Source organism: Acidiplasma cupricumulans, from assembly GCF_001402935.1.
In the GTDB taxonomy this organism is placed as follows: domain Archaea; phylum Thermoplasmatota; class Thermoplasmata; order Thermoplasmatales; family Thermoplasmataceae; genus Acidiplasma; species Acidiplasma aeolicum.
Window position 1 is genome coordinate 1 of record NZ_LKBH01000006.1, and the last position, 14,316, is coordinate 14,316.

The window sequence follows — 14,316 nt, forward strand, 5'->3', positions numbered from 1 at the left end:
AGAAAATCTAATTAAATATTTTTCTGCACCACACATAGATGAAAGAGGTATATTAACAGTTATAACAGATAATATTCCAATAGATAATTTTAAAATTAAAAGAGTTTATTATATAAAAACATTAAATAAAAATGTTATTCGCGGTGGTCATGCCCATTATAAACAAACTCAGATTTTATATGATATTGAGGGTTTGTTAGAAATAGAATATCATACAAGTATAAATAATGGTTTTTTATTATTAAAAGAATATGAAGGAATAGTTATTAGCCCATTAGTATGGATTAATATTAAAAGCTTAACTAATGAATGCTTATATTTGGTTTTAGCTAATGGAGAATATAATGAAAGTGAATATATTAGGGATAAAAATAAATTTATGGAGTTGATTTCAAATGATAGTTAATTTTCAAAATTTCAAAAGGCTTTATGACGATTTAAAACCAGAGTTGGATAAAAGTTATTATGATACAATGGCTTCTGGATACTATATTCTTGGTAAAAAAGTACAAGAATTTGAAAAGGATTTTTCTAATTTTGTAGGGGCAAAATATTGCATTGGGGTAGCCTCAGGCTTGGATGCTCTAACCATAGCATTAAAATCACTAAATTTAGAGAGAGGAATAGAAGTAATAGTTCCTGCAAATACTTATATTGCTACATTTATTGCAATTATCAGAGCTGGTTATGTTCCTGTACCGGTAGATGCAGACATAAAGACACTACAGATAGATGCCAATTTGATACCAAATAAAATTACTGAGAAAACACGTGTAATTATGCCCGTACATTTATATTATCAGACTCCGGATATGGATATTATCAATGAGATAGCTCATGAAAATAATTTAAATGTTGTTACCGATGCTGCTCAGGGACATGGTGCAAAATACAAAGGAAAAATAGTTGGCTCACTTGCAGAAACTGAATGCTTCAGTTTTTATCCAACAAAAAATTTGGGTGCTATAGGTGATGCTGGTTGCATCGTTACAAGCAATGAGAATATAAGTTATTATTCAAAACTGTTGAGGAACTATGGAGAGAGGAATAATTATGTAAGTGATTTAATAGGATATAACTCTAGGCTGGATGAAATTCAGGCTGGCTTCTTGGACATAAAATTAAAATATCTTAATAAATGGAATGAAAGGCGCAGATATATTGCTAATAGATATTTAAATGAAATACATAATGATAAGATAACTTTGCCAGAAGTAGCTGAATACGCAACTCCAAATTGGTACCTATTCCCGATATTCTCTGAGCAAAGAGAGCATGTAAAATTGGGACTTCAAAAAAAAGGAATTGCTTCCATAATACATTACCCTGTGCCGCCATATTTACAACCTGCGTTGAAATATCTAGATTATAATGAGAAATCATTTCCTAACAGTTATAAAATTGCAAATACAGAGTTAAGCATTCCTATTGACCCATATCTAAGCGAAGATGAAATTACCTATGTTATCGACTCTATAAATAATATATAATGAATTATCAAAATAATTGAGTTGTAATTACTGGACCTTGATCTTAGATAATGATTGCTAAACAAAAATCTTTCTATTTCATGAGGCATTGAGCATAGACTTCCTATAATAGTTGTGTTTTCTTCTTCTATAGCTACCCTTAAGATTCTTTAAAAATCCCATATAATATTCCCTGAAACTGCTATCATTATTTCATTGATCTAAAAACTGTAAGGGTAAATAATAATACAACGTGAATGTGGCATTATATTATTAATTTCATTGAACTATATAATCAGTTTTAATTGAATTATGGCATGATTCAATATCACCATTCTCCTCATGTGCTTCTTTTCTATGTATCCACACTTTATATTCATTGTTTTCAAATAATTATTGAATTCCTTGGATATATACTGTGAATCGTTATCCATTTTTAATATAATATTATCCAGACATAACAACCTTAAATTTCCTTATTATTGAATCATCTATTGCATCCTTAGATTTGCTTGATATATTATAATAAATATAAAAACAATAATAAATTTTTCACTGCTAATTTTCAAATGCTTTTCCAAGATATTATAGGTACATAACTATTAGTTAGTCGTGGACTTATAATTATATAACCTCCCATAAAAGTAGAATGGTTCTTTCTCTTACCATTTGTGCCTTTATTAAATAGAGATAAGTCTTCCTTATTCTCCTGTTATTTCTATTTTTTTATTTTATATATCATTGTCAAATCCTTGATTATCAGATGCCATTTAAAAGCGATTATAAGCGATTTAAAGCATATAAAAATAATTTATGTAAAATTATAACATGCTTATTGAATAATGCCTTATTTGGTAAAATAATTAAATCTATGCTTATTTATCTTTGATTATTGCAATAAAATCGAGAAGTTAGATTAAAAAGAGGTCTTTTTTATACATTTTTTAACTATAATGAAAATATAACTTAGTTTTTAATGGGTCTGTCCGGATTTGAACCGGAGTTTCCAACTCCCGAAGCTGGAAGGATACCAGGCTACCCCACAAACCCTAATGGTTTATTGTAAAAGAATATAAAACATTTATTTATGTAAACATTTATCTTTTGATTAAAATTACTGTTTTAATGATAATTCACAATACACTTGGCCAGAGGGATGAGGTCTTTAAGGAGATTAATAAAAACAGGATTAATATCTTTGTCTGCGGCCCGACCGTTCAGGATGATTTCCATATAGGGCATGCCAGGACAAACATCTTCTTTGATGTAATTGTCAAATTTTTACGTGCCAGGGGATATTCCGTATTTTACCTTCAGAACATTACTGATATCGATGATAAGATTATAAGGAGGGCAAAAGATGAAAATAAAAGCCCGGAAGAAATAGCCGAGTACTATTACAATGAATATTTAAGGCTGATGAATATATTAAGGGTAAACAGCGTTACATACTATGCTAGGGCAACATTATACATAAAGGAGATAATAAGCCAGATACGCAGAATGATAAATAAGGGATATGCATATGAAACATCAGACGGTGTTTATTTTAATGTGCGCAAATTTAAGGATTATGGAAAATTATCAAATCAAAATCTAAATGAGATCATTGAGAATGCACGCGGGGTAATCAACGAGGATAAAAAACATCCCGAGGACTTTGCACTGTGGAAGAAGATGAAGCCCGGGGAACCATACTGGGAATCCCCTTGGGGTAAGGGCAGGCCGGGATGGCACATAGAGGATACAGCAATAACCGAAACATTTTTCGGTTATGAGTATGATATCCATGGCGGCGGGTCAGATTTAATATTCCCACACCATGAGGCCGAGATTGCCCAGATGAGGTCAATAAGCAACAGGAAGTACCTTGCAAGGTACTGGATACACACGGGCATGGTCAATGTAAACAAGGAAAAAATGTCAAAGTCATTGAAGAATTACATAAAAATTAAGGACATACTTAAGGATTATTCACCAGAGGTTTTAAGGTTTGCACTGATTAATTCGAATTACAACACATCAATTGAGTACTCACTTGAATTAATGAACCAGTCAAGGGAGAGCGTTGATAAAATCAATACAATATACAATAAATTAAAATTAATAAATTCAGATAACGGTTCATTTGACATAAACTACGATGCATACATTAATTCATTCAATAACATAATGGAGAATAATTTTGACACGAGAAGGCTTATAGCGGAGCTTCTTGAATTTGTGGGCGTTTTAAATAAAAATTATGAAAATATATCATATAATACGGCGCAGAAGGCACTAAAAATCCTGGATTATTTAAACAGTTTCCTTGACATATTATATGGTTCTAAAAAAATAAACACAGATATTATAGATTCATTGATATTGATCAGAAATGAATTGAGAAAAAATAAATTCTATGATTTATCTGATTTAATAAGAAAGAGCCTTCAGGACGCTGGAATATATATTGAGGACAACGGCGATAAGACAATATGGTATGCAAAAGATTAATAATGAAATAATGTATTTTTCATCATGGAACAGAATAATGTAATATTAATAGTCGATATGATCAATGATTTCGTCACCGGAAAATTCGGCAATAAAAACGCATTGAATGCTGCGAACCGTGCTGCTGATGTATTAAAATATAATAAAATGCCAGTTGTTTTCGCCCGCGACTTCCATATTAAGAATGACCCGGAATTCCGTGTCTGGGGAGAGCATGCATTAATGAACACACCAGCGTCTGAAATATATGAAAAATTAAAAAAATACCCTGATTTTATTATCAATAAAAGGCATTACGATGCATTCCATGACACGGACCTTGATTCATTATTAAGATTTTTAAATGCAAAAAAGCTTTATTTATTTGGTATCAGCACTGATATATGCGTTATGCACACCGCCTCAGGCGCATTCTACAGAAATTATGATGTAACAGTTGTATCAGATCTCTGTGCATCAATAGATGAAAATAACCATGAGGATGCCCTTAAAAAAATTAAAATAAACTATGGGTATAACTCAATAGATTCAGAGGAATTTAAAGGGGTTATTAAAAATGAGTAAATTCGTTATGGCCGGTGAGGATGAAATACTGAATGGCGATGTCACCGATGTGTACTTTGATTACACAAAGGAATATTTAAAAAAACTGGATAAAAACCCTGTGGTCACCATGGAGGTTACAGCCCCATCGGCAGGGTATGATTATATAAACTTCACGGGCCTCAATGATGTTATATCACTGCTGGAAAATAAGAACATAGATTTATATGCAATACCGGAGGGAACCGTGATAAGGAACAGGGACGATGCTGGTGTTCCCGTTCCATTTATAAGGATAACCGGGCATTACCTTGATTTTGCAGAATACGAAACCCCCATACTTGGGTTTATATGCCAGGCATCGGGCATATCATCATACTCATCATTAATTAAAAAGATGCTTGGTGATACGCCATTTATATCATTCGGAATACGCAGGATGCATCCGGCAATAGCGCCAATGATTGACAGATCTGCATACATCGGCGGCGCCTCCGGCGTATCTGGAGTTATAAGCGGAAAAATATTGGGGATCACACCATCCGGAACAATGCCACACGCACTGTCATTAATACTTGGCGATGACCTTGCGTGGAAAACCCAGCATGATAACTCCCGTTTCAGGGTTTTTTTAATAGACACATTCATGGATGAAAAATTCGCCGCCATAAAGGCTGCGGATGAATTTCCCGATATAGATTATATAAGGCTGGACACGCCATCGTCAAGGCGCGGCAATTTTATAAATATCATAAGGGAAATAAGGTGGGAGCTCGATTTAAGGAACCATAAAAATGTAAAAATCATGGTTTCAGGAGGAATATCACTTGATGATGTTATTCCATTAAAAAATGCCGGTGTATCAGCATTCGGCATAGGAACATCAATTGCATCGGCCAAAACCGTTGATTTTGGCATGGACATAGTTAACATCGAAGGAAATAATATAACAAAGCGCGGGAAATTCTCCGGCATAAAAAACGTTTTAAGGTGCGATGCCTGCGGAAGCACAAGGGTTGTAGACAATCAAATCAATGAGATGCCGTGCTCATGCGGGGGTACCATGAGGAATATACTCGTAAGGTACATATCATCGGGAAAAATTAATATAATGGAGGATATAAATAAAATAAGGGAAAGGTCTTTAAACCAGATAAATAAATTTATGAATTTATAATGAAAAATCTCCAAGGTTGTCAAGATTTTTCCTGTATTTTGTGTACATTATTATTACAATTGCAAATATGGCAATAACCCATAATAATGAACCGTAAACACCGTATATGTATGGCGCGCTTAAATCAAAGTAAACCGCGGCGACTATTGCAGCTATTAATGTTATGCTTGATATTCCGGGTATTATTATGTGCCTTACAATGTGTGTTTTCTGATTATTCTTCTTCAGGAAGAAATATAATGATGTGTTTGTTAAAATATGAACTATGTATGTAATTGGAGATTCAAGTATTAACAGGAATACCGATGCATATAGAAGCGCGTCTATTGGCCTTCCAGGATAAATGTATTCAAAGGCAAGGCCCGTGGATAAAACAATTGCAAGCGCCAGCACAGTAATGAATATCACGGCATATACCGGAACGCCCCTGGTGTTTGTCCTTGACAGCCTTTCAGGTATGACGTGCTCCCTTGATAAGGAGAATAAAACCCTTGTTGCATTTGTTCCGAGCGATACTGTTGCTGTGAAAAATGAATTTATTACAATTATTAATAATATAATAAACGGTATTGAGCTGAATGCGCCAAAATCATTTTTATAAATTGATAGAACAGGGTATGCCCCTATGCCCGATCCTGTTCCAAAATTAACCATGTTTGAGAATCCCCATGATATTACCTCTGAGTACGATGCAAGTATGATTGTTACACCCAGAACAAGTATGCTTAATATAATTGATAACGGCACATTCCTCTTAGGGTTTTTGGTCTCCTCTGCAATCGGTATTGAACCGCCAACGCCCACAAATGTTCCGATGGCATAAACCATCATCGCCGCAAGTATGATAAAATTGCCGCCCACGGGTATTGCCGTGAAGGGTGTGAATGTTACCGAGGATGCATGTGATAGTATTAAATATATTGATGTTCCGATGAAGAATAAAACCTCTATAAATATTGCATATGAAACATACCTTAATGATGGCTTAATCCCCTTGTATATTAAAACGCTGACAAACAAAATAAAAATAACACTTACCGGAATCCACAAAACATTGATGTATGGTATTGTTATGCCAAGGCTGGGCAGAATTGCGTAGGCAAAGCCCACAAAGCCCAGGATTCCAAATCCTGTAAAGCTCAGTATCTGGTAGCTTATATATGACAGTGCCGTTGTCAATCCAAATGACCTGCCAAGGCCATTTGCAACAAATGTGTAGTAACCGCCCGAGCTTGATAGATATTTTGAAAATTCATATGATGAATAGCTCATCATTGAGTAAACAATCAGTGCCATGAATAAAATCAATGGAATTGAGAATGAACCATCCGGGTATCCAGAAAATGTAAAGGTCAGCAATGCGGCGGTTCCCGCAACATAAAGAACAATTGTGCCACCGGGCGCGTTCAGGCCAATTGCCTGGGAAACAGCATGCCTCAGGGTTAGCTGATTAAATTTTAAATGCCTATAACCTTCCTTAACGTGAGAAATATTTTTTTCTTCTGTCACGTAATACTTAATATATGATTCGTATTTGAATTTTATCATTTAACAGTGAATATAAATCCTGAATTATTTGCATTATTTTATTTGTATTATAATTTTACATTATTAAGAAAAATGTATATTGTCCCGTAAATATTTCCTATATATACCCGGTAAAAATATAATAAAAGAATACACACCAAGAATGAAGTTAACTGATAAAAAAATAAAATACATAATAAGGGAAAAGAATAAAAGAAGATCATCAACAGAAATAGCCAAAGAAATGAAGATAAGTACAAGGTATGTAAATTATATTTACAAAAAATATAAGGAAAATGGAGAATATATTATAGATAATAAAAGGAAACCAAAAATAATAACAGATAATGAAATAGATATTGTTAAGAATATTAAAATTAAATACCCATTATCAGGTCCAGAAAGAATAAGGAAATACCTTAAGAAGATAAATATAATAATTTCTAAAAACACTATATATAAAATATTATTATCATTAAATATGGTTAATGAAGATAAAAACAAGAAAAAACAGAGAAAGTATGTAAAGTATGAGAGAGAATATTCTAATTCATTATGGCATATAGATTGGTCTGAATACAATAAAAAAGAGAAATTAATAATAATAGAGGATGATGCATCGAGATTCATTGTAGGTTTAGGTGTATATGAGGAGGAAACAATAGATAATACAATTGAAACATTAGAACATTCAATAGAATTATATGGCAGGCCTAATGGAATAATAACAGACCATGGCACTCAATTCTTCTCAAATGGAAGGAATGGAATAATAGGAGATAAGAATAAGTTTCAACAGTATCTGGATGATAATAATATAAAGCATATACTGGCAAGGGTAAATCATCCTGAAACCAATGGTAAATTAGAGAGATTAAATTATACAATTAAATCATTAAGGCCATATTTTAGTACATGGGAGGAAGTAGTGTACCATTATAATTATGAGAGAATGCATGATTCATTGTCGGATGGCGATAATATTGTTACACCTGCAATGGCATATAAAAATAAGATGGTGGTAAAATGAAAGTATATAAGTTTATAAAGTATATAAAGGAAATAATAACAGGACAGAACATTATTAAGAAAAATGGCATAAAATAAAATCCCATGCAAAGTTTAAAACACATTATATTATTACAAATTTATGGCAGTAAATAATATTAACGACATATCATTCAATGATAGAAGGAAATTTGCTGTAAAACTCATTGATGATATGCTTCAGACATTAACACCAGAGAATGCAATAAATAATGTTTTTAATGTTAACATAAACATGTATAAAAATGTATATTTAATAGGATTCGGCAAGGCATCGTTCAGGATGTATTCCGGGATAAGGCCAAAAATTATTAACAAACTAAGATACGCCGGAATAATAGTACCCGAGGATGAGGTCATTGGCCATAATTTCACCGAGCTCAGAATTTACAGGGGCACACACCCATATGTTAGCAGTGCCTCTGTAAATTCATCAATTGAACTCTTAAGGCCATTAAAAAATTTAAATGAGGATGACTTGGTCATAGTTTTAATCTCTGGCGGCGGTTCATCGTTATTTGAAATACCCGAGGATAATGTCAGCGTTGATGATATAATGGAGATATCAAAAGAGATCATGAACTCCGGTGGTAATATATATGACCTGAACATAATCAGGCTCGGACTTTCATCTGTAAAGGGCGGCAAGCTTGCCTCATATCTGTATCCGGCACATGTTAAATCCTATATTATATCTGATGTTTTTTACGATGACCTGGGCATTATTGCATCAGGCCCGCTTGTCAGGGAGGATTATTCAGATGATGTGCAAAAAATTTCTGAAAAATACGTTAAAAATCCAGGGCTGAGGGATTTTATTAATAAAAATTACAGGAAGAATAGCCTTGATATGAAATATTATGAAAGGATTGAGAACATTATTATATTAAAAAATAAGGATTTTGTTGATTATTTATATAAAAATCTGGACTCAAATTCTGTCTCACTGGGAAGCAACATAAACGGCGATGTCAATGACGTTTCTAATTATTTAATAAATATATTAAGAAACATTTATTCAGTAAAAAGATCAGGCTTCTGGTTTGTATGCGGCGGAGAGACCACGGTGAATGTAAGGGGTAACGGCATCGGGGGAAGAAACGAGGAATTATGCATGAAAATGCATAAGTTATACAATAACGATGAGCAGTTCCTGTTTTTGAGCATTGGCACGGATGGCATTGATGGCCTGAGCCCTGCTGCGGGTGGAATTGTAGATAATTTTACAAAAATAGAAAACATTGATGATTACCTTAAAAACAATGACAGCTACAACGCACTTAAACCAGGGAATATTATTATGACCGGCAGGACCGGAAATAATGTTTCTGATATTATTCTTGGTTATTATAATAAATTTAACAATTTTTAAATATTACTTATAATTTTAGATTTGATTGTTATGGAGGAACTTTTGTGCAACATCGAATTTGAAAAGAATGAGGATGGATACACAGCCAGGCTCAGGACCGATATGGGTGGTTTAAGGGAATATAACGGATTAACCATGGAGGACGTCATAAATCAGGTAATAATGGAGCTCCAGGAGGAATTTTCGTAAATATTGATTTAATTTTTTGAATTAAATTTATCATTTATGGTGGGCATCAAAAAAATATTTTAGGAATCCCATGATAACCACCTGATATACTTGAATTCAAATCAATGGAATATTGTATATAATATATTCGACCATGACGTTAAATACTATGTCAATAAAATAAAATCTATAAAAAATATTAATAAAAAACCCGAAATGGCAAGAATCCATTTCAGGCATAATTATAAGGGTGTAAAAAAAATACCGGTAATACACGATGATCACAACAGCGTTGATTATATATCCAGCGCGCTTGTAACATCACGTGGATTAAACGGAATAAGCATGCATAGAATAGAGATCAGGCATAATATGGCATACATATTCATTGCCGACAAAAAATTATCAAATTTTTTATACTCATCAGGGAATAATTATATAGATGTAAATATATTCAATACATTTTCAATAAAATACATACTTGCAGCGGCACTTCACATTGATGATAAATTAAACTTTGTTTTAAATTATGATGATGACAATCGTTTTATTGATTTCCTTGTTCCAAAAAATATAAATTTTTTAATAAAAGCAAGGATATATAAGGAAACAAAAATTTTTACGGAGGATATATCATTTGGCGATGAGCCGGTGGCAACCCAGATGAAATATAATAAAATAAAGATTTTTAATATAAAATATAACTCAAGGAGGTGCCTTGGCATTGTGCAGGGCGGTGATATCCATAAATTTTTGTTTGATATATCAGGGCTTTATAATAATTACCGGTATAAATTATGATTATTTTTTAAGGTAAATGTATATTATATCACCATTATCCTTATATTTATACATTTTAAGCCCTGCATTTTCTGCCAGGGTTTTTATTGCCGCCTCGCCCATGGGGAATTTTTCCCTCAATGCCTTTATCTGTATCTCCTCGCCATCATCAAGGTCAAAATAAAGGCCCTTAAAATAGGCTTTTAAATAATTTTCGGGATCACCGCCGCATACAACTCCGGTCTGATCATCGGTTCTCATATATGTATATTTCATCATGGCACTTATTGTTTTTCAAAGTTTAAAAATAAACTATCTGTGAAGATAATAACCGGTGCATCCTGATTTATTTATGTAACCGTAGCGCTCCATCTGTGCAACGCCATTCAATGATTCTGCAAGAGGTTCAAGCTTTCCAGAATCAACAGTGCCATCCGGCCTGTAAACCTTAAAATCAATGGAATTTACCGGGCACCAGTGTATTACCCTTAATTTCCTGCGGCCATCGTCCTGAACATATGAAATTTTACCTCCCACCTTTTTTGCCATGCACAGGTCCTTTAATCTTATGTATTCTCCCTCATCAATGCTGTTTAAATCATTTTCATCGATGTAAATATCAGAATTAACCTGAAAATCATACTCCCTGAAGCCAAGATCGGGCCTCTCAGGGTGATATGGAACATGGCTTTTAAGATCAATATTATTTTCAAGATTGATTTTAACAGGATTATTCACAAAGAAGAACCTCATTGATTTATAATCTATAATCTCGCGGTCTATGGAATCAAAGATCTCCCATGAGAAAACGGCATTGCTCTCCCTCATGCCGGACATTATCCAGTACCTTCTGAATGTCTCCGGGCTGTATCCCCTCTTTCTTAAAGCCATTAATGTTCCAAGGCGTACATCATCCCAGCCTGTGTACCTTCCTGTCCTTATTCCCTCCTTTATTGTGCTTGTCTTTAATACGGAATCAGGTATTTTGATAAACCCGTAATGGTAGTATTCTGGCTCCTTCCAGTTATTTGCCCTGAATACATACCTCTGCTTTTCAGTATTTACCAGATGGTCTATTCCCCTTATTACATGTGTTAACCCAAGGAGGTGGTCATCTATTGATACTGAAAAATTCATGGTCGGGTATAAAACGTATCTATCACCGGTTAATGGATGCGGTGTTTTGTTTATTCTGAATGCAATCCAGTCCCTTATGGATTCATTAGGATGGTTCAGATCGGTCTTCATCACAACAGCGGCCTGGCCCTCATCATAATAGTTATTTAAAAGCCTGTCAAATTTCTCCTCATTTTCCTCTGGTGATGCATTTCTTTCTGGAACAGCCAGTGATTTCATCTTCATGTCATGGAAATATTTTTGATCCCTTTCTATGACATACAGATGCCCGGATTTTATCATATCCCTGGCATACCTGTAATATATCTCCATCCTTGATGATTGTATCACACTTTTTGTAACATTCACGCCAAGCCACTTCAAATCCTCCGGTATTAACTGGTATGCATCTGGGTCAATGTTGTCCGGATTCGTATCCTCTATTCTTAATATTAACTCACCACCGTACCGTTTTACATACTCATCATTGAGTATTGCCATCCTTGAATGCCCAATATGCAGGGGACCTGATGGCGATGGGGCCATACGCATTACAACCCTTCCGTGGACATTCCTCAATTCGGGCAGTTCGTGTTTTTCCTCCCTTTTTTCCTTAATCAGGAATTCAGGGTATTCATTTGCAACAATCTCATCGATTTTTTCCCTTCCCAGTGAATTAATCTCATCAACCATTTTTTTAACATCAGGTATTAAATTCTTTATGTTCTTTTTAATCTCAGGATTCTCTGATATTAGCTTGCTCACAACGGATGAAACATCAGCCCTGCCATCATGAAGATACGCATTTTTAATTGCCTGCCTTCTAATTTCCTGATCCATAATAGCCATTCACCTCTGATTCTATAATTTCCATTAATGGTTTGATCCCATCGGGTATTTTAGTGCTTACAGCTATATCCTCAACCCTCTGACTTATATCTATTTTTGTCTGTATCCTGTATATTTTATTGCTAAATGAATTTTTTATTTCGCTGTACAATTCTTCCTGTTCATCCACAGTATATTTTGTTGTTCCTGAATAGTCCATGAGGAATAATATAATTCCATCTATCTTTGAGAGTGCTATAATGGATTTCTTTTCAATATCATTCCTTTTGTCCATGGTGCGGTCAAGTATTCCAGGGGTGTCTATGAACTGCGCCCTCCTGTTATTAAAATGCCTGTAGGCTATCAGGATATCCCTTGTTGTAAATGGATACTCTGCTATTTCTGGATTATTGCCTGTTATCTCATGCAATAAGGAACTCTTTCCTGTATTTGGCATTCCTGCAAGAATGAATGTTGGTATGTTCATGATAATGCCGGGCAGCCTTTTTAAGTAATTGCGGCATTCACCCAAAAATAAAAGGTCATTTCCTATATTATTAACAAGTGATGAGTACCTCCCGTAATAGCTCTTCATTATGGAATTTATATCATCAATTGTCCTTGCATATTTTAATTTTTTTATATAAAATGTGCTTAAATCCTTGATTTTTTCTGATGTCCACTGCACCTTGCCAAGGCTTAACTTATATTTATTAACATCAAACATGAGGTCTATCAGGCTGTAATAAAACGGATGAACAGCCTCAATCGTTGGAAATTTTTTTATTAATTTATCAAAATGGCCTGTTGATATGCTCTCTATTGTTGATATTCTGTCAATTACCTCCTTTCGAACCTTATCCTCCTTTTTCGGAAAGTAGGGCTCAACTATATTCGATGCCTTTTTGAATGATTTGTCAATAATCTCCTGCGATCTTAACACTGTTGGTATATATTCAAACACATTGCATTATGTCATTGACCTTAATATCCTTTTCATTTTTTATTGCATTGCATTTTATAAAAGATTTCTTAAATTAATTTTAAATATTTTTATACGATTAAACGCCATGAATATTGATGACGCATTCCTGTATGACCTGAAATACGGGGATCTAAGTGCAAAATTTATTGATAATGTTTTTCTGTGTCACCGAGGACACATACATGAATGAGGATATTCACGCGATTATAGAAAGGCTGGTTAATTCAGGATATTTACTCTATTCCGGAAAAAGGTTTGGTGTCAAATGCAAATACTGTGGCTATGATAAATTCTATGCAATTCCGTATAATAAGGAAACAAATACTCCGGTTGAGAATAGTATAGACAAAATTGATATGGGCATTATTGGATATTCATATGTCTGTGGTGCCTGCGGAAAGCTTAACCAGCCAGGTGATTCATGGTCAGATTATGATTCATACTCATTATCTGATAAAAATAATGCTGTTGTCGAGGCTACATATTCATTTAAAAAAATTCTTGATGAGAGCAATCTTGTGCATGAAATGAAAAAAGTATTGAAGTCAGCTTATCACCAGCATATTTTCAATATTTCGATTCAGAAAGATTTTGAATATCTTGTTGATATCTATGAAAATGCAAATTTAAAGGATACAATTGAAATGACGAATCCAATCAAAAGGGAGCATCCCTCAAAGAAAATTGCAATTTTTAATATTACAAATCAATATACCAGAAAGAAAGCCACTGAGTTTATTATGAATTTCTGGAATTTAAATACAAATATTCAACAAATAATATTTTTTGAAACATTTTTAGAACTAAA

General features: G+C 33.8%; 15 protein-coding genes and 1 tRNA gene. 10 read left to right on the plus strand and 6 right to left on the minus strand.

All coding sequences use genetic code 11. From position 1 onward, the window contains the following. Window positions 1-406, plus strand: a 406-nt coding sequence (locus AOG55_RS00085; protein WP_055040726.1) for a sugar 3,4-ketoisomerase, incomplete at its 5' end; no start/stop codon positions are given. Next, on the plus strand, window positions 396-1,490 hold the full coding sequence (locus AOG55_RS00090) for a DegT/DnrJ/EryC1/StrS family aminotransferase (RefSeq protein WP_055032381.1): 1,095 nt from the start codon (window positions 396-398) through the stop codon (window positions 1,488-1,490). The genes AOG55_RS00085 and AOG55_RS00090, both read left to right, overlap by 11 nt. A gap of 266 nt (window positions 1,491-1,756) precedes the next feature. On the opposite strand, the gene AOG55_RS09245 is transcribed toward AOG55_RS00090, so the two are convergent. Both AOG55_RS09245 and AOG55_RS00095 read right to left on the minus strand, forming a co-directional pair. Then, the gene (locus tag AOG55_RS09245) at window positions 1,757-1,903 is read right to left on the minus strand and encodes a hypothetical protein (RefSeq protein WP_156318702.1); all 147 of its coding nucleotides are present in this window, start codon (window positions 1,901-1,903) and stop codon (window positions 1,757-1,759) included. 543 nt (window positions 1,904-2,446) lie between these two features. After that, window positions 2,447-2,519: transfer RNA gene (locus tag AOG55_RS00095), tRNA-Pro, on the minus strand. 75 nt (window positions 2,520-2,594) lie between these two features. Between AOG55_RS00095 and cysS the strand changes: the two genes are divergently transcribed. Genes cysS through AOG55_RS00110 form a run of 3 tightly spaced genes read left to right on the plus strand, consistent with a single transcriptional unit; the run spans window position 2,595 to window position 5,685 of the window. Continuing rightward, on the plus strand, window positions 2,595-3,965 hold the full coding sequence (gene cysS / locus AOG55_RS00100; protein ID WP_048101021.1) for a cysteine--tRNA ligase: 1,371 nt from the start codon (window positions 2,595-2,597) through the stop codon (window positions 3,963-3,965). Between the two features lie 24 nt (window positions 3,966-3,989). Further along, complete coding sequence (locus tag AOG55_RS00105; protein ID WP_048101020.1) at window positions 3,990-4,529, plus strand: cysteine hydrolase family protein; 540 nt, start codon at window positions 3,990-3,992, stop codon at window positions 4,527-4,529. Next, the gene (locus AOG55_RS00110; protein WP_048101019.1) at window positions 4,522-5,685 is read left to right on the plus strand and encodes a nicotinate phosphoribosyltransferase; all 1,164 of its coding nucleotides are present in this window, start codon (window positions 4,522-4,524) and stop codon (window positions 5,683-5,685) included. The genes AOG55_RS00105 and AOG55_RS00110 overlap by 8 nt, the downstream gene beginning before the upstream one ends. On the opposite strand, the gene AOG55_RS00115 is transcribed toward AOG55_RS00110, so the two are convergent. Then, window positions 5,680-7,194 (minus strand): APC family permease, encoded by a 1,515-nt coding sequence (locus AOG55_RS00115; RefSeq protein WP_231563395.1) that lies wholly within the window; start codon window positions 7,192-7,194, stop codon window positions 5,680-5,682. The genes AOG55_RS00110 and AOG55_RS00115 overlap by 6 nt on opposite strands. 181 nt (window positions 7,195-7,375) lie before the next feature. On the opposite strand from AOG55_RS00115, the gene AOG55_RS00120 reads away from it, so the two are divergent. The 4 genes from AOG55_RS00120 to AOG55_RS00130 all read left to right on the plus strand — a co-directional run bounded on the left by AOG55_RS00120 (window position 7,376) and on the right by AOG55_RS00130 (window position 10,600). Then, window positions 7,376-8,242: a DDE-type integrase/transposase/recombinase gene (locus AOG55_RS00120; protein ID WP_084779371.1), complete on the plus strand. Its 867-nt coding sequence runs from the start codon at window positions 7,376-7,378 to the stop codon at window positions 8,240-8,242. A gap of 120 nt (window positions 8,243-8,362) precedes the next feature. Continuing rightward, entirely contained in the window at window positions 8,363-9,631 is a 1,269-nt protein-coding gene (gck, locus tag AOG55_RS00125; RefSeq protein ID WP_055040728.1) for a glycerate 2-kinase, read from the plus strand. 30 nt (window positions 9,632-9,661) lie between these two features. After that, the gene (locus AOG55_RS09530; protein WP_169749782.1) at window positions 9,662-9,820 is read left to right on the plus strand and encodes a hypothetical protein; all 159 of its coding nucleotides are present in this window, start codon (window positions 9,662-9,664) and stop codon (window positions 9,818-9,820) included. A 195-nt stretch (window positions 9,821-10,015) separates the two neighbouring features. Continuing rightward, window positions 10,016-10,600: a hypothetical protein gene (locus tag AOG55_RS00130; protein ID WP_156318703.1), complete on the plus strand. Its 585-nt coding sequence runs from the start codon at window positions 10,016-10,018 to the stop codon at window positions 10,598-10,600. Here AOG55_RS00130 and AOG55_RS00135 read toward each other — a convergent pair whose 3' ends face one another. Genes AOG55_RS00135 through AOG55_RS00145 form a run of 3 tightly spaced genes read right to left on the minus strand, consistent with a single transcriptional unit; the run spans window position 10,601 to window position 13,487 of the window. Next, window positions 10,601-10,840 carry a hypothetical protein gene (locus AOG55_RS00135; protein ID WP_048101346.1) on the minus strand — a complete coding sequence of 80 codons (240 nt, stop codon included), beginning with the start codon at window positions 10,838-10,840 and terminating at the stop codon, window positions 10,601-10,603. A 51-nt stretch (window positions 10,841-10,891) separates the two neighbouring features. Continuing rightward, a complete protein-coding gene (locus tag AOG55_RS00140) occupies window positions 10,892-12,535 on the minus strand; it encodes a glutamate--tRNA ligase (protein ID WP_236688940.1) in 1,644 nt (547 codons plus the stop codon). Further along, entirely contained in the window at window positions 12,519-13,487 is a 969-nt protein-coding gene (locus AOG55_RS00145; RefSeq protein WP_055040731.1) for an NOG1 family protein, read from the minus strand. The genes AOG55_RS00140 and AOG55_RS00145 overlap by 17 nt, the downstream gene beginning before the upstream one ends. A gap of 203 nt (window positions 13,488-13,690) precedes the next feature. On the opposite strand from AOG55_RS00145, the gene AOG55_RS00150 reads away from it, so the two are divergent. Then, the coding region (locus tag AOG55_RS00150) for a hypothetical protein (protein ID WP_156318704.1) at window positions 13,691-14,316 on the plus strand (626 nt) is incomplete at its 3' end.

Coding starts and splice junctions, on each gene's coding strand:
- AOG55_RS00140 (WP_236688940.1), bottom strand. CDS start 12,535: ATGGATCAGGAAATTAGAAGGCAGGCAATTAAAAATGCGTATCTTCAT.
- AOG55_RS00130 (WP_156318703.1), top strand. CDS start 10,016: ATGGCAAGAATCCATTTCAGGCATAATTATAAGGGTGTAAAAAAAATA.
- AOG55_RS09245 (WP_156318702.1), bottom strand. CDS start 1,903: ATGGATAACGATTCACAGTATATATCCAAGGAATTCAATAATTATTTG.
- AOG55_RS00090 (WP_055032381.1), top strand. CDS start 396: ATGATAGTTAATTTTCAAAATTTCAAAAGGCTTTATGACGATTTAAAA.
- AOG55_RS00135 (WP_048101346.1), bottom strand. CDS start 10,840: ATGAGAACCGATGATCAGACCGGAGTTGTATGCGGCGGTGATCCCGAA.
- AOG55_RS09530 (WP_169749782.1), top strand. CDS start 9,662: ATGGAGGAACTTTTGTGCAACATCGAATTTGAAAAGAATGAGGATGGA.
- AOG55_RS00105 (WP_048101020.1), top strand. CDS start 3,990: ATGGAACAGAATAATGTAATATTAATAGTCGATATGATCAATGATTTC.
- cysS (WP_048101021.1), top strand. CDS start 2,595: ATGATAATTCACAATACACTTGGCCAGAGGGATGAGGTCTTTAAGGAG.
- AOG55_RS00120 (WP_084779371.1), top strand. CDS start 7,376: ATGAAGTTAACTGATAAAAAAATAAAATACATAATAAGGGAAAAGAAT.
- gck (WP_055040728.1), top strand. CDS start 8,363: ATGGCAGTAAATAATATTAACGACATATCATTCAATGATAGAAGGAAA.
- AOG55_RS00110 (WP_048101019.1), top strand. CDS start 4,522: ATGAGTAAATTCGTTATGGCCGGTGAGGATGAAATACTGAATGGCGAT.